This window comes from Streptomyces sp. CB03238, from assembly GCF_002099185.1.
GTDB lineage: Bacteria > Actinomycetota > Actinomycetes > Streptomycetales > Streptomycetaceae > Streptomyces.
Map to the genome: position 1 here is coordinate 1 of NZ_NBCN01000021.1, position 23,934 is coordinate 23,934.

General features: G+C 72.1%; 24 protein-coding genes and 1 riboswitch. Of the genes, 19 read left to right on the plus strand and 5 right to left on the minus strand.

Annotated elements, in window-relative coordinates; all coding sequences use genetic code 11:
* Window positions 1-905: IS481 family transposase (locus BKD26_RS29945; protein WP_084904684.1), on the plus strand; the 905-nt coding region annotated here is incomplete at its 5' end.
* Window positions 906-945: 40 nt separating this feature from the next.
* Window positions 946-2,088, plus strand: coding sequence for an acyl-CoA dehydrogenase family protein (locus BKD26_RS29950; RefSeq protein WP_084904687.1), 1,143 nt, complete (start codon window positions 946-948; stop codon window positions 2,086-2,088).
* 53 nt (window positions 2,089-2,141) lie between these two features.
* Here the strand turns inward: BKD26_RS29950 and BKD26_RS29955 are convergent, their stop codons facing one another.
* The gene (locus tag BKD26_RS29955; RefSeq protein WP_084904690.1) at window positions 2,142-2,990 is read right to left on the minus strand and encodes a rhomboid family intramembrane serine protease; all 849 of its coding nucleotides are present in this window, start codon (window positions 2,988-2,990) and stop codon (window positions 2,142-2,144) included.
* Window positions 2,991-3,235: 245 nt separating this feature from the next.
* On the opposite strand from BKD26_RS29955, the gene BKD26_RS29960 reads away from it, so the two are divergent.
* Window positions 3,236-5,911 (plus strand): SpoIIE family protein phosphatase/ATP-binding protein, encoded by a 2,676-nt coding sequence (locus BKD26_RS29960; protein WP_241518909.1) that lies wholly within the window; start codon window positions 3,236-3,238, stop codon window positions 5,909-5,911.
* A gap of 8 nt (window positions 5,912-5,919) precedes the next feature.
* Here BKD26_RS29960 and BKD26_RS29965 read toward each other — a convergent pair whose 3' ends face one another.
* A complete protein-coding gene (locus BKD26_RS29965; protein WP_241518910.1) occupies window positions 5,920-7,227 on the minus strand; it encodes a GAF domain-containing SpoIIE family protein phosphatase in 1,308 nt (435 codons plus the stop codon).
* Window positions 7,228-7,315: 88 nt separating this feature from the next.
* Here BKD26_RS29965 and BKD26_RS29970 point away from each other — a divergent pair, with 88 nt between their 5' ends.
* The 11 genes from BKD26_RS29970 to BKD26_RS30025 all read left to right on the plus strand — a co-directional run bounded on the left by BKD26_RS29970 (window position 7,316) and on the right by BKD26_RS30025 (window position 15,650).
* The gene (locus BKD26_RS29970; RefSeq protein WP_347105825.1) at window positions 7,316-7,612 is read left to right on the plus strand and encodes a DUF5133 domain-containing protein; all 297 of its coding nucleotides are present in this window, start codon (window positions 7,316-7,318) and stop codon (window positions 7,610-7,612) included.
* A gap of 28 nt (window positions 7,613-7,640) precedes the next feature.
* A complete protein-coding gene (dhaK, locus tag BKD26_RS29975) occupies window positions 7,641-8,633 on the plus strand; it encodes a dihydroxyacetone kinase subunit DhaK (protein ID WP_084904700.1) in 993 nt (330 codons plus the stop codon).
* Window positions 8,634-8,646: 13 nt separating this feature from the next.
* Entirely contained in the window at window positions 8,647-9,261 is a 615-nt protein-coding gene (gene dhaL / locus BKD26_RS29980; protein ID WP_084904703.1) for a dihydroxyacetone kinase subunit DhaL, read from the plus strand.
* Window positions 9,258-9,662 carry a dihydroxyacetone kinase phosphoryl donor subunit DhaM gene (gene dhaM / locus BKD26_RS29985; protein WP_084904706.1) on the plus strand — a complete coding sequence of 135 codons (405 nt, stop codon included), beginning with the start codon at window positions 9,258-9,260 and terminating at the stop codon, window positions 9,660-9,662. Before dhaL ends, dhaM begins: the two co-directional genes overlap by 4 nt.
* Before the next feature lie 817 nt (window positions 9,663-10,479).
* Window positions 10,480-11,202 (plus strand): DUF2637 domain-containing protein, encoded by a 723-nt coding sequence (locus BKD26_RS29995; protein ID WP_241518923.1) that lies wholly within the window; start codon window positions 10,480-10,482, stop codon window positions 11,200-11,202.
* Between the two features lie 73 nt (window positions 11,203-11,275).
* The gene (locus tag BKD26_RS30000) at window positions 11,276-11,470 is read left to right on the plus strand and encodes a DUF1918 domain-containing protein (protein ID WP_084904716.1); all 195 of its coding nucleotides are present in this window, start codon (window positions 11,276-11,278) and stop codon (window positions 11,468-11,470) included.
* A 170-nt stretch (window positions 11,471-11,640) separates the two neighbouring features.
* Window positions 11,641-11,886: riboswitch (cobalamin riboswitch) on the plus strand.
* 28 nt (window positions 11,887-11,914) lie between these two features.
* A complete protein-coding gene (locus BKD26_RS30005) occupies window positions 11,915-12,598 on the plus strand; it encodes an energy-coupling factor ABC transporter permease (protein WP_084904719.1) in 684 nt (227 codons plus the stop codon).
* On the plus strand, window positions 12,595-12,972 hold the full coding sequence (locus BKD26_RS30010) for an energy-coupling factor ABC transporter substrate-binding protein (protein WP_084904722.1): 378 nt from the start codon (window positions 12,595-12,597) through the stop codon (window positions 12,970-12,972). The genes BKD26_RS30005 and BKD26_RS30010 overlap by 4 nt, the downstream gene beginning before the upstream one ends.
* A 6-nt stretch (window positions 12,973-12,978) precedes the next feature.
* The gene (cbiQ, locus tag BKD26_RS30015) at window positions 12,979-13,728 is read left to right on the plus strand and encodes a cobalt ECF transporter T component CbiQ (protein WP_084904725.1); all 750 of its coding nucleotides are present in this window, start codon (window positions 12,979-12,981) and stop codon (window positions 13,726-13,728) included.
* Entirely contained in the window at window positions 13,725-14,570 is an 846-nt protein-coding gene (locus BKD26_RS30020) for an ATP-binding cassette domain-containing protein (RefSeq protein ID WP_084904727.1), read from the plus strand. Before cbiQ ends, BKD26_RS30020 begins: the two co-directional genes overlap by 4 nt.
* A 69-nt stretch (window positions 14,571-14,639) precedes the next feature.
* Window positions 14,640-15,650 (plus strand): hypothetical protein, encoded by a 1,011-nt coding sequence (locus tag BKD26_RS30025; protein ID WP_084904729.1) that lies wholly within the window; start codon window positions 14,640-14,642, stop codon window positions 15,648-15,650.
* Between the two features lie 2 nt (window positions 15,651-15,652).
* Here BKD26_RS30025 and BKD26_RS30030 read toward each other — a convergent pair whose 3' ends face one another.
* Window positions 15,653-16,816 (minus strand): hypothetical protein, encoded by a 1,164-nt coding sequence (locus BKD26_RS30030; protein ID WP_143662729.1) that lies wholly within the window; start codon window positions 16,814-16,816, stop codon window positions 15,653-15,655.
* 132 nt (window positions 16,817-16,948) lie between these two features.
* On the opposite strand from BKD26_RS30030, the gene BKD26_RS30035 reads away from it, so the two are divergent.
* Genes BKD26_RS30035 through BKD26_RS30050 form a run of 4 tightly spaced genes read left to right on the plus strand, consistent with a single transcriptional unit; the run spans window position 16,949 to window position 20,989 of the window.
* Window positions 16,949-18,982 (plus strand): NADPH-dependent 2,4-dienoyl-CoA reductase, encoded by a 2,034-nt coding sequence (locus BKD26_RS30035; protein ID WP_084904734.1) that lies wholly within the window; start codon window positions 16,949-16,951, stop codon window positions 18,980-18,982.
* 26 nt (window positions 18,983-19,008) lie between these two features.
* Window positions 19,009-19,572, plus strand: coding sequence for a PadR family transcriptional regulator (locus BKD26_RS30040; RefSeq protein WP_084904737.1), 564 nt, complete (start codon window positions 19,009-19,011; stop codon window positions 19,570-19,572).
* Between the two features lie 59 nt (window positions 19,573-19,631).
* Window positions 19,632-19,802: a 50S ribosomal protein L32 gene (gene rpmF / locus BKD26_RS30045; RefSeq protein ID WP_073755986.1), complete on the plus strand. Its 171-nt coding sequence runs from the start codon at window positions 19,632-19,634 to the stop codon at window positions 19,800-19,802.
* A 5-nt stretch (window positions 19,803-19,807) separates the two neighbouring features.
* Window positions 19,808-20,989, plus strand: a complete 1,182-nt coding sequence (locus BKD26_RS30050; protein WP_084904740.1) for a GTP-binding protein — start codon at window positions 19,808-19,810, stop codon at window positions 20,987-20,989.
* A gap of 117 nt (window positions 20,990-21,106) precedes the next feature.
* Here the strand turns inward: BKD26_RS30050 and BKD26_RS30055 are convergent, their stop codons facing one another.
* Window positions 21,107-21,439, minus strand: a complete 333-nt coding sequence (locus BKD26_RS30055) for a hypothetical protein (RefSeq protein ID WP_084904743.1) — start codon at window positions 21,437-21,439, stop codon at window positions 21,107-21,109.
* Between the two features lie 23 nt (window positions 21,440-21,462).
* Entirely contained in the window at window positions 21,463-23,445 is a 1,983-nt protein-coding gene (locus BKD26_RS30060; RefSeq protein WP_084904746.1) for a heavy metal translocating P-type ATPase, read from the minus strand.
* A gap of 104 nt (window positions 23,446-23,549) precedes the next feature.
* On the opposite strand from BKD26_RS30060, the gene BKD26_RS30065 reads away from it, so the two are divergent.
* The gene (locus tag BKD26_RS30065) at window positions 23,550-23,927 is read left to right on the plus strand and encodes a metalloregulator ArsR/SmtB family transcription factor (protein WP_084904749.1); all 378 of its coding nucleotides are present in this window, start codon (window positions 23,550-23,552) and stop codon (window positions 23,925-23,927) included.
* The last annotated feature ends 7 nt before the right edge of the window (window positions 23,928-23,934 follow it).

The following is a 23,934-nucleotide window of genomic DNA, read 5'->3' on the forward strand; positions in this document are numbered from 1 at the left end:
AACGCTTCCAGGTCTCACCCAGTACGGCCCAGCGGTGGGCCGGCCGCTACCGCACGCACGGCGAGGCGGGCGTGGCAGACCGCTCCAGCCGGCCCCACCGCAGCCCTGGCCGCACGCCGACCCGCACCGAGCGACGGATCATCAAGGTCCGCCTGCTCCGCCGGTGGGGACCGGCCCGCATCGCGCACTTCCTGCACCTGGTGCCCTCGACGGTGCACCGCGTCCTCACCCGCTACCGCCTGGCCCGCCTGTCCCATCTCGACCGGGCCACGGGCCGCATCGTGCGCCGCTACGAACGTGACCGACCCGGCGAACTCATCCACGTCGACATCAAGAAACTGGGCAACATCCCCGACGGCGGCGGGCACAAGGTCCACGGCAGAGCCCAGGGCGGCCGCAACAGCTCCGCGCACCGCGACCCCACCCGACCCCGCCCCTGCCACGGCCGCCCCAACCTCGGCTACAGCTACCTGCACACCGCCGTCGACGACCACTCCCGCCTCGCCTACAGCGAGATCCTCCCCGACGAGAAGAAGGAGACCGCCACCGGCTTCTGGCAGCGGGCCCACGCCTTCTTCAGCCGGGCCGGGATCACCGTCGAGCGGGTGCTGACCGACAACGGCTCCTGCTACCGCTCACGCGACTGGCGCGACGAGCTGACCCGGGCAGGCATCCAGCACAAGCGCACCCGGCCCTACCGGCCCCAGACCAACGGCAAGGTCGAACGCTTCAACCGCACGCTGCTGGAGGAATGGGCCTACGCCCGCCCCTACCGGTCCGAAGCCGAGCGCCGGGCAGCATTCCCGCAATGGCTACACACCTACAATCACCACCGCGGACACACCGCGCTGAAAGGCCAACCACCCGCCAGCCGCGTCCCCAACCTCACGGGTCAGTACAACTAGCCATGCGTCACCGACGATGCCTCAAGGAGGAACGCGCCTCATGCCCCGAGTCCTGACAGACGAACGCCGCGACCTGGTCAAGGCGGTGGGCGACCTCTGCCGCCGCGAGTGCGGCACCAAGGAGCAGCGGGACAAGCTGACGGCCGACGGCCGGGAGCCGCACAACCAGCGGCTCTACGAGAAGATGGCGGAGTTGGGCTGGCTGGGCATCGTCGTCCCCGAGGAGTACGGCGGCGCGGGCCAGGGCATGACGGAGCTGTGCCTGTTCCTGGAGGAGACCTCCTACGGGCGCGCGCCGATCAGCGGTTTCGCGACCACGGTCATCGCCGCGGCGGCGTACGAGAAGTTCGGCACCGAGGAGCAGAAGCGCGTCGTGCTCGGCGGCGTGGCCAAGGGCCGGGTCGAGGCCATCTCGATGTCCGAGCCGGGCGCCGGGTCGGACGTGGGCGCGCTGACCTGCCGCGCGGAACGCGCCGACGGCGGCTATGTGATCAACGGTCAGAAGACCTGGTGCTCCAACGCGCATTTCGCCGATCACATCCTGCTCATCGCCCGTACGTCACGGCAGGAGTCGAAGCACCGGGGGCTCACCCAGTTCATGGTGCCCACCGACGCCGAGGGACTGGAGATCAGGGGCATCGACACGATGGGCGGCCGGGAGGTCAACGACCTGTACCTCACCGACTGCTTCGTGCCGGACGCGGCGGTCGTCGGCACGCCCGGCGAGGCCTGGGCGCAGCTGATGGCCGGGCTGAACCTGGAGCGGATGATCCTCGCCGCGCTGATGCTGGGCGTCGCCCGGCGCGCGTTCGACGACACCCTCGCGTACGTGCGGCAGCGGGAGCAGTTCGGCCGGCCGATCGGCTCCTTCCAGGCGCTCAAGCACCGTATCGCGGACATGGCCACCGAACTCGAGTGCGCCCAACTGCTGCTGGACGACGTCGCGGCCACGATCGACGCCGAGCCCGGCCGCGTGTTCGCCCGCGAGGCGTCCATGGCCAAGCTCAAGTGCACCGAGCTCGCCAAGCACGTGGCCCTGGAGGGCATGCAGATGATGGGCGGCTACGGGTACGCCACGGAGTACGGCATGGAAGCGCTGCTGCGCTCGACCGTCGTGTCCACGGTGTACGGCGGGACGAGCGAGATCCAGCGGGACATCATCGGCAGGACGTACGGCCTGTAGCGGCGGTCCTCAGGGGCAGCGGCCAGGCGCCGGGCCGGCCTGGCCGGCCTCCGTCACCAGCCGGGGTGGGAGCGGCCCTGCCAGGGCGTACCGGGCCGGGCCCGTCTGCCCCACAGCAGCCCCTGCGGCTCGGGGGGCGCGGGAGTGCCCCGGCGCAACGGCCAGGCGATCAGCGCGCCCGCCACGAAGCCGATCACATGCGCCACATAGGCCACGGTGCCGGCCTGTGAGACGCCCGCGCCGTACGAGTACACCGCCTGAAGACCGAACCACAGCCCCAGCACCGACCAGGCCGGAAGCCGCAGGGGCAGGAAGATCAAGAATGGCACCAGCACCCACACCCTGGCCTTCGGAAACAGCACCAGGTACGCGCCGAGGGCACCGGCGACCGCACCCGAAGCACCGATCACCGGAGCCCCCGAGTCGGCGTTGATCAGCGCGAACCCGTACACGGCGGCGTAGCCGCAGACGCCGTAGAACAGCAGGTAGCGCACGTGGCCGAGGCGGTCCTCGACGTTGTCGCCGAAGATCCACAGGAACAGCATGTTGCCGAGCAGATGCAGCCAGCTGCCGTGCAGGAACATCGCCGTCAGGGCGGACAGTGGCGGTGACTTGTCGTAGACGGGCGGGCCGACCAGACAGCCCGGTCCGGCCGGGCCGATGCCCACCCGGCCCGTGGGCACCAGCTGCGGCAGACGGTCATGGATGAGCTCGCGTGGCACGGCCGCCCACTGGTCCAGGAACGCCTCCAGGCGGCACAACTGCGCCAGGCCGCTCTCGCCGGCCACCGAACCGGCCAGGCCGGGGGTGCGCAGGAAGACCACGAAGTTGGCGACGATCAGCGCGTACGTCACCCAGGGGACGCGCCGGGCCGGATTCACGTCATGAACGGGAATGACCACAACAGATCACTTCCCGGTCACCGCCGCCCGAATCCGGCGGTTCCGCGGGGGCGCTACTCGCGCATCCGCGCGTGAGGTCGCCGACAATGGAAGGGCGCGCGTCTCCGGGCTCGTCTCCTCCGGTGTGGAGAGTGATGCAGAAATTGGCCAGGAAGGGAAACGGGCCTTCCCGCCCGAACCGACGGTCGCACGACCGCTTTCGCCGACGCGAGTCCGACGGCTCGCGTCGTGGTCCGAGGTCGGGAATGCGCTCCCTGCTGAGCCTGCGCACCGCCGCCGGGCAGGTGTTCCTGTTGCAGGTCGTGATCGTGTTGCTGGTGGTCGCGGCCGCGGTGACGGCCGTGGTGGTCCAGGCCAATCGGGCCAGTGAGAGGGAAGCCGAGCGCCTGTCGGTGACGGCGGCCCAGTCGTTCGCGAACGCGCCGGGCACGGCCGAGGCGTTGAACAGCCGCGATCCGACAGCCCTCCTGCAGCCACGTGCCGAGGCGGCGCGCGAAGCGGCGGGCGTCGACTTCATTCTCGTCATGACCACCACCGGCATCCGCCTGACGTACCCGGACCCGCGGGAGATCGGGAAGAAGTTCGTGGGCACCATCCAGCCGGCGCTGGAAGGCCGCACCGTCGTGGAGCGGGCCGGCGGGCCGCCGCTGCCCGCCGGCACCGGCGTGGCCGTACAGGCCGTGGTCCCGGTGACGGGTGCCGACGGTTCCGTCGTCGGTCTGATGTCCGCCGGAATCACCGTGGAGAACGTGGGCGACCTGGTCGAACGGCAGCTGCCGCTCATCCTCGGCGCCGGTGCGGCCGCGCTGGCGCTGTCCACCGCCGGGACGGCACTGGTGTCCAGGCGGCTCCGGCGGCAGACGCACGGCATGGGCCCGGCGGAGATGACCCGGATGTACGAGCACCACCACGCGGTGCTGCACGCCGTACGGGAAGGCGTGCTGATCATCGCCGCGGACGGCCGGGTGCTGCTGGCCAACGACGAGGCGCGGCGGTTGCTGGACCTGCCGGTGGACGCGGAGCCGGGGCGGGTGGCGGACCTGGGGCTGGACGGAGAGACGGCGCGGTTGCTGGCGTCGGGCGAACCGGTCACGGACACCGTGTGCCTGGCCGGAGACCGGCTGCTGGCCGTGAACAAACGGCCCACGGCGCCCTACGGGGGCCAGGCGGGCAGCGTGGTGACGCTGCGGGACACCACGGAACTGGCGACGGTCACCGGGCGCGCGGAGGTCGCACGGGAGCGGCTGAAGCTCCTGTACGACGCGGGAGTGCGGGTGGGAGCCACGCTGGATGTGACGCGCACGGCCGAGGAACTCGCGGAGGTGTCCGTACCGCGGTTCGCCGACGCCGTCACCGTGGAGCTGCTGGACGCCGTCCTGCTGGGCGAGGAGCCACCACCCGGGACGAGCGCCGAGTTGCGCCGCGCCGCCGTCCACGGCGTGGGAGCGGACCGTTCCCTCCGCCCCGTCGGCGAGCTGATCCGGTTCGCTCCCACCGGTCCCGTCGCCACCGCGATGGTGACCGGCCGGGCGGTCCTGGAGACCGAGGTTCCGGAGCAGGGCTTCCGCTCCCTCGTCGCGGTGCCGATCCGGGCGCGGGGCGTGCCGCTGGGCGTGGCGAACTTCTGGCGGGCGAGCACCTCCGCACCGTTCGAGGAGGAGGACACGTCCTTCGCCGAGGAGCTGGCCACCCGGGCGGCGGTCGCGATCGACAACGCCCGCCGCTACACCCGCGAGCACACCATGGCCGTCACCCTGCAACGCAGCCTCCTGCCCCGGGGCGTACCCGAGCAGAACGCCCTGGAAGCGGCGTACCGCTACCTCCCCGCCCGGGCCGGGGTGGGCGGCGACTGGTTCGACGTCATCCCGCTGTCCGGCGCCCGGGTGGCCCTGGTCGTCGGCGACGTCGTCGGCCAGGGGCTGCACGCCGCGGCCACCATGGGCCGGCTGCGTACCGCCGTACACAACTTCTCCACCCTGGACCTGCCTCCCGACGAGCTGCTGAGCCATCTGGATGAGCTGGTGGCCCACATCGACACCAACGAGGACGCCCCGGAAGACCGGGACGGTCGGGGAATCACCGGCGCCACCTGCCTGTACGCCGTCTACGATCCCGTCTCCGGGCGGGTGGCCGCCGCCACCGCCGGCCACCCGCAGCCCGCGGTGGTCCACCCCGACGGGAACGTGACCTTCCTGCGCATGCCGGTCTCGCCGCCGCTGGGCCTGGGCGCCGGAATGCCCTCCGAAAGCGCTGAACTGACCCTGGCCGAGGGCTCGAAGCTGGTGCTCTACACCGACGGGCTGATCGAGGACCGCGGCCGCGACCTGGACGCCGGCATGGAAGCCTTGCGTACCGCCCTGACCGGGACCGACCGCACACCGGAGTCCACCTGCGCCGCGGTGATCGAGGCCATGCTGCCCGCCCAGCCGAGCGACGACATCGTGCTGCTGGTCGCCCGCACGCGCCGCCTCGACCCCGCGGACTTCGCCGAGTGGGAGGTGCCCCGTGACCCCGCGGCGGTGGCCCCGGTCCGCACCGCCTGCGCCCGCCGCCTGGCGGACTGGGGCCTGGACGACATCAGCTTCAGCACCGAACTCATCCTCAGCGAACTGATCACCAACGCCATCCGCTACGGCGGTGCCCCGATCACCGTCCGGCTGCTCCACGGCCGCAACCTGATCTGCGAGGTCTCCGACGGCAGCAGCACCTCACCCCACCTGCGCCGGGCCAAGGCCACCGACGAAGGCGGCCGCGGCCTGTTCCTCGTCGCCCAGTACGCCGAACGCTGGGGCACCCGGTACACCCCCGAGGGCAAGGTCATCTGGACCGAACAATCCCTCCACGGCGGAGCGGTGGAAGCCCCGGGACTCGACGACGCCCTGCTCGACCAGTGGAGCGACGAGGGCGACGAGGCGCTTTGACCCGTCGGTCAGGGGGCGCTGGAGGCAGTGGGGAGGCGTGCGGCCAGAAGGGCGACGTCGTCGGTGTGGTCGGCCGTCAGGCCGGCGAGGAGCTCGTCGCAGAAGGTGTCGAGGGGTTCGCGGGCGAGTGCGGCGGCGTGCTGACGGAGCCGGGTCATGCCGTTGGTGAGGTCTTCGCCGCGGCGTTCGATGAGCCCGTCGGTGTAGAGCAGGACCGTCGAACGGGCGGGGAGGGTCTCTGTGGCGTGGGGGCGCGGCAGGTCGGGTTCCACGCCGAGGAGGAGGCCATGGCCGCCGTCGAGGTGACGGGTGTCACCGTCGTAGGTGACGAGGAGGGGCGGTGGGTGCCCCGCGCTGGAGTAGGTGAGGGTCCATGCTCCGTCGTCGCCCCGGTCGAGCAGGGCGTACAGGCAGGTGGCGGTGGCGTGGGGGTAGAGGGAGTGGTGGGCGAGGTCGAGGCGGCGCAGGATGTGACCGGGCGGTTCCTGGCGGTCGCAGCCGATGCCGCGCAGCATGTTGCGCAGCTGGCTCATGGTGATGGCGGCGCGCAGGTCATGGCCGGTGACATCGCCGATGATCATCGTGGTGCTGCCGTTGGGCAGGGGGAAGCTGTCGTACCAGTCGCCGCCGACCTCGGCGGTGGTGGCGGCCGGCGCGTAACGGGCGGCCAGCCGTACCGGGCCCGATCCGGGCAGCGTCGGCAGGAGTGAGCGCTGGAGGCGTTCGGCGATGTGCTGGGTTTCCCGGTAGAGGCGGGCGTTGTCCACGCCGAGCGCGATGCGGTGGGTCAGGTCCTCCACCGTGGCCAGATCATCGGCGGTCAGCGGTGGGCGCTTGTTCGTGCGGCCGATGGTCAGCGCGCCGAGCACCTGACGGCGGGCCCGTACGGGCGCGACGATGGCGGTGTCGGTGCCGAGCTGGTCGAACAACTCCAACTGCCGGAGGTGCAGTGGATCAGCCGCTTCGCCGGGGCTGCGGATGTCCGCCGCGGTCAGCAGCAGAGGGCCGGCACCGACGAGCACGCGGGCCAGCGGTCCGACGGGGTCCTCCGGCACGTCGGGCAGCAGACCGGTCAGGCCTCCGACGGGCAGTACCGCGGGGTCGCGGTGGACGACGCTGACCCGGCGCGGGCGGCCGTCGTCCTCGAGCAGGTCGACCGCGCACCAGTCGGCCAACTGGGGGACGACGATGCGGCAGACCCGCTGCACCCCAGCGTGGGGATCGAGCGTGCTGGTCATGGCAGTGGTGGTCTCGGCCAGCAGCGTCAGCCGGTCCAGCGCCCGCTGCACCACATCGTCCACCTCGAAATCGTTCACTCCCGTTCTCTTCCCGCGGTGGGTGGAAACCACCGGCGCACACCCCCGGACGGCCGTCCAGGGGTGCTGACTGTGCGGAGTCGGGAGCATGAAGTTCATGGGCGTGGGAAATACGTACGGCACCCTGGTGTGTCGTTGGAGGGCTGCGATCGTGCTGATTCCGGACCCGCGCTGTGTGAGAACGCTGCTTGCCCGATACGCGAGTGCACGCATCGCACTGGCGGAGAAGAGTGAGCCGGCATGGCAACGAGAGCTGGAGGACGTCACCTACACGCTGTGTGTGGTGACCGGAAGCCGCTCGATCGCCGACGCCCTCGCGGCTGCCGACGCGCTCCTGGCGAAGCCCGCGGCATCAGGCACCACAGAAACGTCCCTGGCGGCTTGAAAGGCCACGGCACAACTGGGAGATACCGTTGAGAATGCTCATCAACGTGCCCGAGAGCGTCGTCGCCGACGCCCTGCGCGGCATCGCGGCCGCGCATCCCGAGCTCACCGTGGACGTGGAGAACCGGGTCGTCGTACGGCGGGACGCGCCCGTCGCCGGGCAGGTGGCGCTGGTGTCGGGGGGCGGGTCCGGGCACGAGCCGTTGCACGCCGGGTTCGTCGGGCCCGGGATGCTGGCGGCGGCCTGTCCGGGCGAGGTGTTCACGTCGCCGGTTCCGCAGCAGATGGTGCGCGCGGCAGCCGCCGTGGACAGCGGGCGCGGGGTGCTGTTCGTCGTCAAGAACTACACCGGTGACGTGCTGAACTTCGAGATGGCGGCCGAGCTCGCCGAGGACGAGGGCGTGCAGGTCGCCAAGGTCCTCGTGGACGACGACGTGGCCGTGTCCGACAGTACGTACACGGCCGGGCGGCGCGGAACCGGGGCGACGCTGTTCGTGGAGAAGATCGCGGGCGCGGCCGCCGAGGAGGGCGCGCCGCTGGAACGGGTGGAGGCGATCGCCCGGCGGGTGAACGCGAGTTCGCGGAGCTTCGGCGTGGCGCTGAGCGCCTGCACCACGCCCGCGAAGGGCAGCCCGACGTTCGACCTGCCGCCCGGCGAGCTGGAGTTGGGCATCGGTATCCACGGCGAGCCGGGCCGGGAGCGGCGGCCGATGATGACTTCACGGGAGATCGCCGACTTCGCGGTGGACGCCGTGCTGGAGGACCTGAAGCCCGGCGGGCCGGTGCTGGTCCTGGTGAACGGCATGGGCGCGACACCTCTTCTGGAGCTGTACGGGTTCAATGCCGAGGTCCAGCGCGTGCTGGGCGAGCGGGGCGTCGCCGTGGCCCGTACGCTCGTCGGCAACTATGTGACCTCGCTCGACATGGCCGGCTGCTCGGTGACCCTGTGCCAGGCCGACGAGGAACTGCTGCGGCTGTGGGACGCGCCGGTGCGGACCGCCGCGCTCCGCTGGGGACGGTGAGACGGTGACGGCCATGCTGGACGCGGACTTCTTCCGGCGCTGGATGACCGGCGCGGCCGCCGCCGTGGACCGGGCGGCGGACCGGCTCACCGAGCTGGACTCGGCCATCGGTGACGCCGACCACGGCGCCAATCTGCAACGCGGCTTCGCCGCCGTGGTCAAGGCCCTGGAGGGCGAGCCGGCCGGGACGCCGGGGGCCGTGCTCACGCTGGCGGGGCGACAGCTGATCTCGACCGTCGGCGGTGCGTCGGGTCCTTTGTACGGGACGCTGCTGCGGCGCACCGGCAAGGCGCTGGGCGACGCCGCCGAGGTGGCGCCCGTGCAATTGGCCGAGGCGCTGCGCGCGGGCGTGACCGCGGTGGCGGAGCTCGGCGGGGCGAAGGCCGGGGACAAGACGATGCTGGACGCGCTGGAGCCGGCCGTCGAGGCGCTGGCCGAGTCGCTCGGCGAGTCGTTCGCGGCGGCCGCGGAGGCGGCGGACCAGGGCGCCCTCGCGACCGTACCCATGCAGGCCCGCAAGGGCAGGGCGAGCTATCTCGGTGAGCGCAGCATCGGGCACCAGGACCCGGGCGCCACGTCCTCGGCCCTGCTGATCGCCGCCCTCGCGGGGGCGGAGGGGCCCCGGTGAGCGCCCGGGTGGGCATCGTGCTCGTCTCGCACAGCGCGGCGGTCGCGTCCTCCGTGGCCGATCTGGCCCGGGGCCTCGCGGGCGGCGGGGTGACGGCGCCGGTGGCGGCGGCGGGCGGCACGCCGGACGGCGGGCTCGGCACCAGCGCGGAGCTGATCACCCAGGCGGTGACGACGGTCGACGGCGGGGCGGGCGTGGCCGTCCTGGTGGACCTCGGCAGCGCCGTCCTGACGGTGAAGGCCCTGCTCGCGGAGGGCGACGAGCTCCCCGACGGGACCCGGCTGGTCGACGCGCCGTTCGTGGAGGGCGCGGTGGCGGCGGTGGTCACCGCGTCGGCGGGCGGTGACCTGGACGCGGTGGCGACGGCCGCGTCCGAGGCGTACGGCTACCGCAAGGAGTGAGGCGAGGCGCTGCCGAAGAGGGGCGGCGGCCCCTGGCCTCTCCCGCACGCGGACGGAACGGTGTCCCGCGCACGGCCAAGACGCTCGACGACGTCCGTGACCGGCGGACTCGGCCCACACCGCAGCGCGGCCCGGTTTCGGCCGGTCAGGGTTTCCGCTGCGCTCGCCACTTACAGGAGAAGCGGCTTTTCCGGCGCAGAATATGACTTGCCGGAAGGTGATTCATCATTCCAACGGGCGTTCCGCCCGGCTCGTTGGTCGACCACGAGCGACAAAAGGGCGAGTTACTGGCGTGTCCGAGACACGCCACAGTCCGATAAAAGACCCGTCGAAGCACCCATATGCCCCAATGGCGTCACCCGAGTGACGCGCATCCGGATCATGATCGAAGGCGTTAGGGGGACTATGACCACCGCACCAACACCTGTCTCGTCTCCTCGCGGCTTCCTCGGAGGAGGTTGGGACAACCGCCCTCGGGCCACTCGGGCAGGTAAATGGACATTGACCCAGAGGTTCGGCGCATATCCCGTCGGCAAAAGCGCGACTTTGCACAATGACAGCCAGTGCATCGAATTGCATTACTCCTCCTCGGTCCTGGAGGACTTCTTGATGGCGATGAGCCGCATTCAGGCCGAGTTCGACCGCCGATCACAGGCTCTTGAGCCGGTCGCCGTCCACGGCGGCGAGTTCCCGGGACAGCGCTGTCATGTATGAGACGCACAGTCGCCGGGACCAGCCCTCTTCTCACTCACCGTCGGATTTCCCCACCCCGCCGTCGCCCGAGAGCCGGCCCTATCGTGCGGCCGGCCGTCAGCCGCTGCCTCCCCTGGGTCCGCTGGACCCGCTCTGGGACCCGGCGGAGGAACTCGCCTGTCTTTTGCAGGAGTCCGTGCCTCCCGAGCACGTCGACGCGTTCGCGTCCGCGGTACCGGTGCAGGAGACCGCCCATGACGCGTTCGAAGCCGACCACTCACTGGCCGGCCTGGAACAGATCACCGCCCAGCTGTCACCGGTGCGGCCCCCCACCCCGAGCCACCGCCGTGTCTCCCCGAGGAAACGCGCGCTCACTCCCCTGCAGACAGGGAGCTTCTTCACTGCCGCGCTCGCTGCTGTCATCGTCTCCATGGTCAGCGTCTACGGCGGCATGGTCACCTACGACCCGTTGCGCCACGTCGCCGAACCGCGCACTCCCCGCCATGTGGTCGGCTGGTGGCCTCTGCTCGTCTACGGCCCCTGGATGGTCGCGTCCCTCTCCATTCTGAGAGCGGCCCTCCACAGGCGCCGCGCGGCCCATTCCTGGTGCGTCGTACTGCTGTTCTCGACCATCGCCGTCATACTCTGCGTGGCGCAGGCCCCACGGACCATCACTGATGCGGCCGCAGCCGCCCTGCCCGCCGTCGCGGCGCTGGCCTGCTTCCAGCAACTCGTCCGCCAGATCACGCTGACGCGCCCCCCTCGCCAAGCAGCGCCCCGGCACCGCAATGTCACACCCTCACCACCCCCACCACGGCGCGAGGGATCGACTCCTCCGATCCAGTGACACCGTGCATGCGGCCATGCCGGCGCGGGGATTTCCTCCCGCGACCGGAACCGAATCGGCAGGAGGCACGATCATGCAGGCCAGCGTGGGTGACAGGCTGCTCGTCCATGGACGGATCGTCGGGCAGGGCAACCGTACGGCAGAGATCATCGAGGTGCTGGGGTCGGACGGCACGCCGCCTTACCGTGTGCGCTTCGAGGACGGGCACGAGACCATCATGTCGCCCGGCCCGGACACCGTGGTGAGGCACTTCCCCTCCCACGGCTGAGGCTCTCGAGCCGTCTGCCGCACCCGAAGGCCCTGCCGGGACGTCCCGGCAGGGCCTTCGGGCTGTCCGGGCGGGCGAGCACCGTCTTGGCCCGGCCAGGCTGCGCCCGGCCCGTCGTGGCCCGGCCCGGCCGGCGCCGGCCGGTGCCGACCGGACGCCCGCGCTGGTGCGCGGGTTGTGATGTACCTGGTCAACGCACTACTGTCACAGGGCCTTGGTGTACGGGAAACCGGTGCGGTACCGGTGCGGCCCTCGCCACTGTGATCGGGAAGTCCGGCTCCACTCCCTGGGAAACCACCCCGGGAAAGCCACTGGAACACCGCGGGAGACCGCGGGGTCCGGGAAGGCGGAGTCGCGGCGGCATACCCCATGCCATCCCGTCAGCCAGGAGACCGGCCAAGGCGCGTTGTCCATCCACGAGGTGCTGGAGAGGGTCTCCCAACCATGCATATTGCCGAGGGGTATCTACCCCCTGCACACGCGGTCGCCTGGACCGTCGCGGCCGCTCCCTTCGTCGCCCACGGCGTACGGGCCCTGACCCGGGAGGTCAAGGCCCATCCCGAATCGACTCTCCTGCTCGGTGCGTCCGGTGCCTTCACTTTTGTCCTGTCTGCCCTGAAGATTCCGTCGGTGACGGGCAGTTGCTCGCACCCGACCGGTACGGGACTCGGCGCGATCCTGTTCCGGCCGCCGATCATGGCGGTGCTGGGCACCATCACCCTGCTCTTCCAGGCGCTGCTGCTGGCACACGGCGGCCTGACGACCCTGGGCGCCAACGCCTTCTCGATGGCGATCGTCGGCCCATGGGCCGGGTTCGGGGTGTACTGGCTGCTGCGCCGCTTTGACGTGCCGCTGATGGTCAGCGTGTTCTTCGGGGCGTTCGTCGCCGACCTCTCCACGTACTGTGTCACCAGCGTGCAGCTGGCGCTGGCGTTCCCCGACCCGAGCAGCGGTGTCGCCGGTTCGCTGGCGAAGTTCGGCTCCATCTTCGCGGTCACCCAGATTCCGCTGGCGGTCAGCGAGGGCCTGCTCACCGTGCTGGTGATGCGGCTGCTGACGCAGTCCAGCAAGGGCGATCTGGCCCGGCTCGGCGTCCTGCCGATGAAGAAGGAGGCCGTGGCCCGATGAGCCGTAACGCCAAGATCAATACGCTGCTGCTGCTCGTCGTGGTCGCGCTCGCCGTCCTCCCGCTCGCGCTGGGGATGGGTGACCACAAGGAGGAGCCGTTCACGGGCGCCGACGCGCAGGCCGAGACGGCCATCACCGAGCTGAAGCCGGACTACGAGCCGTGGTTCAGCCCGCTGTACGAGCCTCCGTCCGGCGAGGTCGAGTCGGCGCTGTTCGCGCTCCAGGCCGCCATCGGGGCGGGGGTGCTGGCGTACTACTTCGGGCTGCGGCGCGGGCGCCGGCAGGGCGAGGCACGGGCGGGCGTGGACGCGGGGCCGTCGGGCCCCGACGCAGCCGAGGCCACCGGGGCCGGCGGCCGGCAGCCCTCCGTCTAGCCGCCGATGCTGCCGATCGACGCGGCGGCGCACAGCAGTCGCTGGCGCCGCCGTCACCCGTGCGAGAAGGCCGTGCTGGGCTTCGGCCTGACGGCGCTGGCCGTGTGCCTGCCGCCGTGGCCGGGCGCCGTGCTCGTCGCCGCCGCGACCCTCGTGGTGCTGCTCGGCCCGGCCGGGGTCGCGCCCCGGCAGCTGTGGCGGGCGTGGCGCATCCCGCTCGGCTTCTGCGTGACGGGCGCGGTTCCGCTGCTGTTCCAGGTGGGTGGGACGGGCGGGTTCATCACGCCGGCGCCGGACGGGCTGGTGCACGCGGGGCAGTTGCTGCTGCGTACGTCGGCGGCCTCGCTCGGCGTGCTGCTGTTCGCGTTCACCACGCCGGTGTCCGACGTGCTGCCCCGGCTGGTGCGGGCCGGGGTGCCGGCGCCGGTCGTCGATGTGGCGCTGGTGATGTACCGGATCAGCTTCCTGCTGCTGGACGCGGTCCGGCGGATCCGGGAGGCGCAGGCGGCGCGGCTCGGGCTGACGAGCCGGGCAGCCACCTGGCGGTCGCTGGCGGGCCTGGGCGCGACGGCGTTCGTGCGCGCCTTCGACCGGGCGGCGCGGCTCCAGACGGGGCTGGCCGGGCGCGGTTACGTCGGAACGCTGCGGGTGCTGGTACCGCAGGTGGCGGTCTCCGGGCGGTTCCTGGGCGCCAGCGCGGCGCTGCTCGCGGGTCTCGTCGCCCTGACTCTCGTACTCGAAAGGTTCCTGCCATGAATCGTGACGCCGTCGTGGAACTGGTCGGTGCGGGATACGCCTACGAGGACGGCCCCGCCGTGCTGCGGGGCGTCGACTTCACCGTGCCCGAGGGGCGGTCCATCGCGCTGCTCGGCCGTAACGGCAGCGGCAAGACCACGATGCTGCGGTTGCTGAGCGGCGGGCTGCGGTGCGCGAGCGGGCAGTTGCGCCTGGAGGGGCGGGACGTGTCGTACGACAGGGCGGGGCTGACCCGGCTGCGTACGACGGTGCAGCTGGTCGTGCAGGATCCGGACGACCAGTTGTTCGCGGCGTCGGTGGGCCAGGACGTGTCGTTCGGGCCGATGAACCTGGGGCTGACGGAGGCGGAGGTACGGGAGCGGGTGCGCGAGGCCCTGGAGGCGCTGGACATCACGGCGCTGGAGGACCGGCCGACGCACCTGCTGTCGTACGGGCAGCGCAAGCGGGCCGCTATCGCGGGCGCCGTCGCGATGCGACCCCGGGTCCTCATCCTCGACGAGCCGACGGCCGGCCTCGACCCGCACGGCCAGGAACGGCTGCTGGCGGTCCTGGACCGGCTGCGGGCCTCCGGGACGACGGTCGTGATGGCCACGCACGACGTGGACCTGGCGCTGCGCTGGGCCGACGACGCGGCGGTGCTCACCCCGGACGGCCTCCGCACCGGCCCGGTCGCCGAACTGCTGGCGGACGGCGCCCTGCTGGACGCGGCACGCCTGCGCCGCCCGTGGGGCATGGCGGTGGCGCGTGTGCTCCGGGAGCGGGGCCTGCTGGGCGCGGAGGAACCGGGCCCGCGTACGCCGGAGGAGCTGGAGGAGTGGGCTTCGGCGGTACGGGGGGCGTAGGGCCGGTGCCGACGGTCGGCGAGTAGGGTCCCACCGTACGGTTGTGGTGGTCGACGGGGGCGGGGGACGATGCGGCGCTGGGTCAAGGTCTCGGTGGCGGCCGCGGTGGTCCTGGGCGTGGGCGGCTACGTCGCCGAACCCTACGCGCAGGACTGGATGCTCGCCCGTGACGCCTGCGACGGGGCCCTTCCGCCGGACGCGGTGGAGCAGCTCACGCCCGATGACGCGCATCTGCTCGACGAGACGTCCCGCCTTCACGAGGGTCTCGGCTCGTACACGTGCCGCCTCACCGCCGAAGGCGGGGCCAGGGACGACGGGCGGCTGGTCGTCGGCATGGAGGCCTACACCCGGCGGGACGACCAGGACCGGGAGTTCATGAGCATGTTCCCGGAAGAGGGGTTTTCGCCACAGGCCCCGCTGCCCGAGGGGCTGCCCGGGTTCATCGACAAGTACCACGACATCAACTTCCTCTTGCCCTGCCCGGAACTCGCCAAGGACGCCGGGGGCAGGCAGCGCGAGCTTCTGGTACGGATGTCGCTGGGCCGGGAGGCCAACCACGGGGTGCCCGGCGCCGCGTACCGGACGGCCGTGGCGCTCGCGAACGGGGCGTCGGACAGGCTCGGTTGTGGTGCCGAGCCGCTCAAGGCACCGACCGGTGGCGCCGTACCGCCCGACCCCGAGGACGACGTGGAGACCGTGCCGCTGTCGGAGTCGAAGGGCACGGCGTGCGGGTGGATGGCTGGGGCCGGGCTACCTCAGGATCAGGGGCTGCGGGTCGCGGCAGGTGTGAACGACGCCGCCCCCACGGGGCGCTGCGACCTGACGGACAGGGACGGGGAATCGGTGGTGGCCCTGGCCGCCTGGTACGGGGACTGGAGCAACCGTCTCACCTCGCGGCACGGGGTGCGGCACTCCATGACGGCCACCGCCCGCTGCGACGGCGAGGCGGCCAACTTCGCTCTCGGCGCGTCGTCCGACGACATTCCGGGCGTCGGCAAGGCCGTACAGCGGCGGCTGCTCAAGGAGTTCGCCGAGGACCAGGTACGCCGGCGCGGGTGTTCGGACCTGCGGTTCTTCTGACGTCAGAACGTCAGCCACAGTCCCAGGACGTACGCGTCGTCCATCATCTGCCGCATGGTGGTGGCGCGTTGCGCCGGTACGCCGCGTTCCTTCGCCCACCGGTCCAGCACCGTGAACAGCTGGTGCCGTCCGTCCATCGGGTCGCCGCTCAGCGGCCCCGCGACCGGCCGGTCCGCGATGTCCCCCATGGGCGGGCGGGTGTCCAGCTGCCGGGACGCGGGGCGGAACGCCCCCCGGGTGTGTTCGCGTACGGCCCTGTCGAAGGCGGCGAGGTCGGGGATCGTTCCCCTCCTGGCGTGGTCGGCGCGGTGCTTCATCAGGCTGCCCACGCGTTCCGCCAGGTCCCGGAGGTCGAGGTCCACCGAGCCCGTGGGGCCCATGTCGCCGCGCGAGGGGCGGTACGCGGGGTCGCCGCCCTGGCGTGTCAGCCGCTCCAGGTAGTACGCCAAGTAGGCGCGCTCGGCGTCGTACAGGACGGCGAACGCCTCCGGGTCCTTGGCCAGTTCGGCGACCAGTGGCTCGATGTCGGCGTCCGCTTCCGCCGCCCGGTCGGTGTACGGGAAGGCGGCGTGCGCGTCGCCGGAGGTGAGGAAGTCGCCCAGCCAGGCGTTGCCTTCCGGCTTGGGCAGGCTCTGCTGGGCGGACACGGCGGGGAGCGGCACGTCGTCGTACAGCAGGTCCTCGCGCGCCGCGTCCTCGATGTACTCGGCCACCATCCGGGCCACGCCCGGCGCGAGCCCCTCCGGGAGTTCCTCGTCGTCGAGGGCCGCGGCCACCGCGTAGGCGCTGCGGGCCTGTGCCAGGGTGTGGGGCTTGCCGGGACCGGACGAGCGGGTGGCGGCTTCGACGACCCGGCCCAGGACGCGGGCGCCGTCACCGCACAGCCGCTCGTGGACGAGCAGCTTCCTCACGGTCCCGAGGCGGGCCAGGTCGTCGCCCGGGTCGAGGGCCCTGGTGGCGGCCGCGGGGTCGTCGGCGAGGGTTCGTGTCGAGGCGGGCAGCGGCCGGCAGGGCTCTGCGGCGGCTTCGTCGGAGTCGGTGCGGGTCAGGGGCACCGCCAGCCCGGCCGCCAGTACCACCAGGGCGGCACCGGTAAGGATGAGCCGGTGCTTCCCCAGCCGTCGGAACCCGCTCGCCCGCCCGCTGTCGTCTCCCCCCTCACGCATCCCGGCAGCCTAGCGAAGCGCAGGTCGGCCACGTAGCGCAGGTCACGTCCCGATCCTTATGCAACTTGTTGCACAAGTCGTCCGGCGTCGTCTACAACTGGTGCGACGACATCGCGCGAGGAGGCGCCCCCCATGACTGCGACCCCGGCCCCGGCCCCGTACCCGCACCTGCTCAGCCCCCTGGACCTGGGGTTCACCACCCTGCCCAACCGGGCGCTCATGGGGTCCATGCACGTCGGGCTGGAGGAGGCCGAGAACGGCTTCGCGCGCATGGCCGCCTTCTACGCCGAGCGCGCCCGGGGTGGCGTCGGGCTGATCGTGACCGGGGGCATCGCGCCCAACGACGCGGGCCGGCCGTACGAGGGCGGGGCGAAGCTCACCACCGATGAGGAGGCCGCGAAGCACCGCGTCGTGACGGACGCCGTGCACGCGGCGGGCGGGCGGATCGCGATGCAGATCCTGCACTTCGGGCGGTACGCGTACCACCGCGACCTGGTCGCGCCGAGCGCGCTCCAGGCGCCGATCAGCCCCTTCGTGCCGAACGAGCTGACCGACGCCGAGGTCGAGCGGACGATCGAGGACTACGTACGGGCCGCGGAGCTGGCGAAGTCCGCCGGGTACGACGGGGTCGAGATCATGGGCTCCGAGGGCTACCTGATCAACGAGTTCATCGCCGCCGCGACCAACCACCGCACCGACCGCTGGGGCGGTTCGTACGAGAACCGCGTCCGCTTCCCGCTGGAGATCGTGCGCCGTACGCGGGAGCGGGTGGGCGAGGACTTCATCCTGATCTACCGGCTCTCCATGCTGGACCTGGTGCCGGGCGGCTCGTCGCTGGAGGAGGTCGTCGCGCTCGCCAAGGAGATCGAGGCGGCCGGCGCCACGATGATCAACACGGGCATCGGCTGGCACGAGGCCCGTATCCCCACCATCGCCACCTCGGTGCCGCGCGGCGCGTACACCTGGGTCACCAAGCGGCTGATGGGCTCGGTGTCCATCCCGCTGATCACCAGCAACCGCATCAACACCCCGGAGGTGGCGGAGGCCCTGCTGGCCGAGGGCCGCGCGGACATGGTGTCGATGGCCCGCCCCTTCCTGGCCGACCCGGAGTTCGTCGCCAAGGCCGCGAGCGGCCGGCCGGAGACCATCAACACCTGCATCGGCTGCAACCAGGCATGCCTGGACCACACCTTCAGCGGCAAGATCACCTCCTGCCTGGTGAACCCGCGCGCCTGCCACGAGACCGAACTGGTCCTCTCCCCCACCCGGCTGCGCAAGCGCGTCGCCGTGGTCGGCGCCGGCCCGGCGGGCCTCGCCTGCTCGGTGAGCGCCGCCGAACGCGGCCACGACGTCACACTGTTCGACGCGGCGGACGAGATCGGCGGGCAGCTGAACATCGCCAAGCGCGTACCGGGCAAGGAGGAGTTCGACGAGACGCTGCGCTACTTCCGTACGCAGCTGGCCGAACGCGGTGTGGACGTCCGCCTGGGCACGTACGCCGACGCCGAGCTGCTCGCCGGCTTCGACGAGGTCGTCATCGCCACCGGCGTCACCCCGCGCACGCCCGCCATCGAGGGCGTCGACCACCCGTCCGTGGTCAGCTACCTGGACGTGCTGAGGCACGGCGCGCCGGTGGGTGAGCGGGTCGCGATCATCGGGGCGGGCGGGATCGGCTTCGACGTGGCGGAGTTCCTGACGGACGGCGGCGAGGGCGCGAGCCAGGACGCCGAGACGTACTTCCGGCAGTGGGGCGTCGACACCTCGTACGCGGGGAGGGGCGGGCTGCGCGCGCCCGAGCGGCCGAAGCCGCCGCGTACCGTGCACCTGCTCCAGCGCAAGAAGTCCAAGGTCGGCGCGGGTCTGGGTAAGACGACCGGCTGGATCCACCGCACGGAACTCAAGCACCGGGGCGTGACCATGGTCGCGGGCGCCACGTACGAGCGGATCGACGACGAGGGCCTGCACATCACCGTGGACGGCGAGGCCCGCACCGTACCGGTCGACACGGTGGTGCTGTGCACGGGCCAGGAGCCGCGGCGCGAGCTGTACGAGGAGCTCGTGGCGGCCGGGGTGTCGGTGCACCTCATCGGGGGTGCGGACGTGGCGGCGGAGCTGGACGCCAAGCGCGCGATCGACCAGGGGACGCGGCTGGCGGCGGCCCTGTGACGATCTCGCGTCCCTAGGATGCGGTCATGTCACTCCCGCACGCGATCCTCACCGCTCTGCTCGAAAAGCCGTCCTCGGGCCTGGAGCTGACCCGCCGCTTCGACCGGTCGATCGGCTACTTCTGGTCGGCCACGCATCAGCAGATCTATCGCGAGCTGGGAAAACTGGAGCGGGCGGGGCACATCCGGGCCCTGCCCGCCGAGGTTCCGTCCCGAGGGCAGAAGAAGGAGTACGAGGTGCTGCCCGCGGGCCGCGCGGAGCTGACGGACTGGGTGCGGCGCAGCGAGGACCCCAAGCCGATCCGGGACGCCCTGCTGCTGCGGCTGCGGGCGGCGGCGGTGGTGGGGACGGAGGGCTTCGCGGACGAGCTGCGCCGCCATCTCGGGCTGCACCAGGCGCAGTTGGCGGCGTACCTGGGGATGGAGGAGCGGCAGTTCCCGCCGGAGCGCCGCACCACCGAGGCGGACCGGCTGCGCCATCTGGTGCTGCGCGGCGGGATCGAGCTGGAGCGGTTCTGGACAGCGTGGCTGGCGGAGGCGCTGGCCGGGCTGGACAGCGACCCCGGGCCCGGCCCCGACTCGGATTGTTAACGGTAATCATTTTCAGGTAGCGTGGCCGCCACCGTACCGACGATGGAGGTCCCGCAGTCATGGCCGTACCCAAGCGGAAGATGTCCCGCTCCAACACCCGCCACCGCCGAGCCCAGTGGAAGGCGTCCACGCCCCAGCTGGTGCCCGTCACGGTCGACGGCGCCGTCTACCAGGTGCCGCAGCGCCTGGTGAAGGCGTACGAGCGCGGCCTGATCCACCCGGAGGGCTGAGCGCGATGACGACGGCCACGGCGACCGGCTCCCACCCCCGCCTTCCGGTCACGGTGCTCTCCGGCTTCCTCGGTGCCGGCAAGACGACCCTGCTCAACCACGTCCTGAGCAACCGGGACGGCCTGCGGGTCGCCGTGATCGTCAACGACATGAGCGAGGTCAACATCGACGCCGCCCTGGTGCGCGGTGGCGAGGCGGCGCTCTCCCGCACCGAGGAGCGGCTGGTCGAGATGACCAACGGGTGCATCTGCTGCACCCTGCGCGACGACCTCCTGGAGGAGGTGGACCGGCTGGCCCGCGAGGGCCGCTTCGACTACCTCCTCATCGAGTCCAGCGGCATCAGCGAGCCGATGCCGGTCGCCGCGACCTTCGCCTTCCCGCGTGACGACGGCGCGACGCTCGGCGACCTGGCCCGGCTCGACACCATGGTCACGGTCGTCGACGCGGCGAACTTCCTGCCCGAGCTCGAGGGCGGCGACGGGCTCGCGGAGCGCGGCCTGGACCAGTACGAGGACGACGAGCGGACCGTCAGCGATCTGCTGATGGACCAGATCGAGTTCGCGGACGTCATCGTCGTCAACAAGCTGGACCTGGTCGGCGAGGCGGACGCGGCACGGCTGACGGCCGCCGTCACCCGCCTCAACCCGGCCGCGCGGATCGTGACTGCCGTACGCGGCCGGGTGGACCCGAGGGACGTTCTCGGCACCGGCCTGTTCGACCTGGAGCGTGCCCAGCAGGCGCCCGGCTGGGTCATGGAGCTCAACGGCGACCACGTTCCGGAGACGGAGGAGTACGGCATCTCCTCCACCGTTTTCCGGGCTCCCGAGCGGGCGTTCCACCCGCAGCGGCTGTGGCGGTTCGTCACCGAGGCCTTGGACAGCGGGGAGTTCGGCCGGGTGCTGCGCTCCAAGGGCTTCTTCTGGCTGGCCGGCCGCGACCGGGTGACCGGCCTGTGGTCCCAGGCAGGCACGGTGGCCCGCTTCGAGCCGTCCGGCACCCGTGAGGACGGCGGCCAGGGCCAGGATCTGGTCTTCATCGGCACCGGCCTCCGCGCGGGCGCCCTCCACCGGGCGCTGGACGCCTGCCTGGTGGCGGAGGGCGAGAGCGGCCCGTGGGACGACCCGTTCCCGGCCTGGGACGTCCACGGCACGGAGGACGTCTGCGACCACGAGGCGGTGTACGCCTGACGGGCCGTGGCCCGAACCGGGCACGAGCCTGGAGTCCCCGCTCGGTCCGAAGCGTCGGCAACTGGACGTGGCGTGCATGGCCGCCGTCAACCCCGCGTCACGACGGCCATGCCCTGATCACGGCACCGTGAACCAGCAGACGTCCCCGGAGTCGGGCAACCGGGAATGCGGCTGGACCTCTGCCGCGATCCGCTCCAGCACCTCGGCTTTGTCCATTCGCCACGGCACGAAAGGCTTCCCGGCCGACTCCGTCAGTTCGCCCGCTCGCGCTCCCGCGTCATACAGATCGCCGACGATCCGCAGGAGCAGCGTCAGCTGGTCCTGGAATGAGGCGCCGCGTCCGAGGAGGCTGCCCACAGACCCGCTGATGACCGAGAAACCGAGCCAGTCGTCGTTGGCGTACCGCATCAGATAACCCAGCTCGCGGCGGTATGCGTCCTGGTTCACCATGGCTCGCCCGGCAGCCCGACGGCTCAGCACGTCGCCCTGCGCCAGGCCGATTCGCGCAGCAGGCGCAGCCCGTTGAGGCCGACCAGGACCGTGGAGCCCTCGTGGCCCGCCACGCCGAGCGGCAGCGGCAGGTGCCCGGCCAGGTCCCAGATCACCAGGGCGCCGATGCAGACCCCGGCGATCACCAGGTTCTGCACGACGAGCCGGCGGGCGCGCCGGGAGAGGGCCACGACAGCCGGGACGGTGGCCAGTTCGTCGCGTACGACGACGGCGTCGGCGGTCTCCAGGGCGAGGTCCGAGCCGGCGCGGCCCATCGCGATGCCGCAGTGTGCGGCGGCGAGCGCGGGCGCGTCGTTGACGCCGTCGCCCACGACCAGGGTGCGCAGGCCGGCGCGTTCCCAGTCCCGTACGGCGGTGACCTTGTCCTCGGGCAGCAGCCCGGCCCGTACGTCGGTGATCCCGGCGTCGGTGGCGAGGCGGTGCGCCGCGCGTTCGTTGTCGCCGGTCAGCAGGGTCGGCGCGGTGCCGGTGAGCCGGGCGAGGGCGGCGACGGCGGCCGGGGCGCCGTCGCGGAGCCGGTCGGCGATGCCGAGCACGGCGACGGGCACGCCGTCGACGGTCACCACGACGGCGGTATGGCCATCGGCCTCCAACTCCCGCACGGCCAGGGGCGGCCCTTGGTCCGGCTCCAGGCCGGGCTCCCCCGGCACGGTGGTGCTTTCACGGTCCGCGGCCGGGCGGCGCACCGTCACCTCACGGTCGTCGGCGAGGGCGCGGACGCCGACGCCCGGGACCGAGGCGAAGTCCCGGGCGGCAGGTACCGGCAGATCCCGCTCCCGGGCGGCGGCCACCACCGCGCGGCCGAGGGGGTGTTCGCTCGGCAGCTCGGCGGCGGCGGCCAGGCCGAGGACCTCGGGCTCCGTCAGGGCGCCGGTCAGCCGTACCTCCGCGACGCGTGGCGCGCCCTCGGTCAGGGTGCCGGTCTTGTCGAGCGCGACCCGGTCCACCTGGCCCAGCCGCTCCATCACCACGGCCGACTTGACCAGGACACCGTGCCGGCCGGCGTTGGCGATCGCGGAGAGCAGCGGCGGCATGGTGGCGAGGACCACCGCGCACGGTGACGCCACGATCATGAACGTCATGGCGCGCAGCAGCGTCTCGGTGAAGTCCGCGCCGAAGGCCAAAGGCACGGCGAAGAGGGCCAGGGTGGCGACGACCACCCCCACCGAGTAGCGCTGTTCGACCTTCTCGATGAACAGCTGGGTGGGGGCCTTGGTGGCACTGGCCTCCTCCACCATGGCGACGATCCGGGCGATGACGGACTCGGAGGCGTCCTTGTCGACCCGTACGCGTAGCGCGCCCGTGCCGTTGAGGGTGCCGGCGAAGACGTCGTCACCGGGCGCCTTGGGGGCGGGCAGGGGTTCGCCCGTGATGGTGGCCTGGTCGACGTCGCTCGTGCCGTCGAGGACGGTGCCGTCGGCCGGCAGCCGCTCCCCCGGCCGTACGAGGACGGTGTCGCCGACCCGCAGGTCCGCCACGTCCACCGGCTGCTCGTCGGAGCCGTTCAGCCGGACGGCGCGCGCGGGCGCCAGGTCCAGGAGGCCGCGTACGGAGTCGGCGGTGCGGCGAGTGGCGAGGGCCTCCAGGGCGCCCGAGGTGGCGAAGATGACGATGAGCAGCCCGCCGTCCAGGTACTGCCCGATCGCGGCGGCGCCGAGCGCGGCGACGACCATCAGCAGGTCGACGTCGAGGGACTTCTCGCGCAGCGCCTGGAGTCCGGCCCAGCCGGGCTCCCAGCCGCCGGCGGCGTAGCAGACGGCGTAGAGCGGGCCCCAGGCCCACGCGGGAGCTCCGGCCAGGTCGAGCGGGAGCGCGGCGAGGAAGGCCACGGCGGACAGCGCGGCCCAGCGGACCTCGGGCAGGGCGAACAGCCGGGTCCGGCGGGTCGGCGGGACGGCCTGGGCGGGCGGGGCCGCGGGCCTGGTGTCGAGCACCGGGGAAGCCATGGGCGTGCACCTCTTCACGGGGCGGCAGGGACGGGCTCCACCATAGCGGAACGCATGAAGAGGTCTTCATCTGTACGACTGGACACGCGGTTACCATGACCCGCATGGGACATGGAGTGAACGGTGAGACGACCCCGGCGGCCCTCTTGGACGCGGAGTCCGCAGCCACCATCGCCGCCACGCTCCAGGCCCTCGCCACGCCGTCCCGGCTGATGATCCTCACCCGGCTGCGCCAGGGGCCGTGCGGGGTGACCGAGCTGGCCGAGTCGGTCGCCATGGAGCAGTCGGCGGTCTCGCACCAGCTGCGGCTGCTGCGCGCCCTGAGCCTGGTCACCGGCGTGCGACAGGGCCGCCGCATCGAGTACAGCCTGTACGACAACCATGTCGCCCAGCTCCTCGACGAAGCCGTCTACCACATCGAGCACCTCCGGCTCGGCGCACGCGACCTCCCCCAATCCGCGGTGGATACTGGTCAGTCGTAGACCGACG

Coding starts and splice junctions, on each gene's coding strand:
- BKD26_RS29950 (WP_084904687.1), top strand. CDS start 946: ATGCCCCGAGTCCTGACAGACGAACGCCGCGACCTGGTCAAGGCGGTG.
- BKD26_RS29960 (WP_241518909.1), top strand. CDS start 3,236: ATGCGCTCCCTGCTGAGCCTGCGCACCGCCGCCGGGCAGGTGTTCCTG.
- BKD26_RS29970 (WP_347105825.1), top strand. CDS start 7,316: ATGAAGTTCATGGGCGTGGGAAATACGTACGGCACCCTGGTGTGTCGT.
- dhaL (WP_084904703.1), top strand. CDS start 8,647: ATGCTGGACGCGGACTTCTTCCGGCGCTGGATGACCGGCGCGGCCGCC.
- BKD26_RS30000 (WP_084904716.1), top strand. CDS start 11,276: ATGCAGGCCAGCGTGGGTGACAGGCTGCTCGTCCATGGACGGATCGTC.
- BKD26_RS30005 (WP_084904719.1), top strand. CDS start 11,915: ATGCATATTGCCGAGGGGTATCTACCCCCTGCACACGCGGTCGCCTGG.
- BKD26_RS30010 (WP_084904722.1), top strand. CDS start 12,595: ATGAGCCGTAACGCCAAGATCAATACGCTGCTGCTGCTCGTCGTGGTC.
- cbiQ (WP_084904725.1), top strand. CDS start 12,979: ATGCTGCCGATCGACGCGGCGGCGCACAGCAGTCGCTGGCGCCGCCGT.
- BKD26_RS30020 (WP_084904727.1), top strand. CDS start 13,725: ATGAATCGTGACGCCGTCGTGGAACTGGTCGGTGCGGGATACGCCTAC.
- BKD26_RS30025 (WP_084904729.1), top strand. CDS start 14,640: ATGCGGCGCTGGGTCAAGGTCTCGGTGGCGGCCGCGGTGGTCCTGGGC.
- BKD26_RS30030 (WP_143662729.1), bottom strand. CDS start 16,816: ATGCGTGAGGGGGGAGACGACAGCGGGCGGGCGAGCGGGTTCCGACGG.
- BKD26_RS30035 (WP_084904734.1), top strand. CDS start 16,949: ATGACTGCGACCCCGGCCCCGGCCCCGTACCCGCACCTGCTCAGCCCC.
- BKD26_RS30040 (WP_084904737.1), top strand. CDS start 19,009: ATGTCACTCCCGCACGCGATCCTCACCGCTCTGCTCGAAAAGCCGTCC.
- rpmF (WP_073755986.1), top strand. CDS start 19,632: ATGGCCGTACCCAAGCGGAAGATGTCCCGCTCCAACACCCGCCACCGC.
- BKD26_RS30050 (WP_084904740.1), top strand. CDS start 19,808: ATGACGACGGCCACGGCGACCGGCTCCCACCCCCGCCTTCCGGTCACG.
- BKD26_RS30055 (WP_084904743.1), bottom strand. CDS start 21,439: ATGGTGAACCAGGACGCATACCGCCGCGAGCTGGGTTATCTGATGCGG.
- BKD26_RS30060 (WP_084904746.1), bottom strand. CDS start 23,445: ATGGCTTCCCCGGTGCTCGACACCAGGCCCGCGGCCCCGCCCGCCCAG.
- BKD26_RS30065 (WP_084904749.1), top strand. CDS start 23,550: ATGGGACATGGAGTGAACGGTGAGACGACCCCGGCGGCCCTCTTGGAC.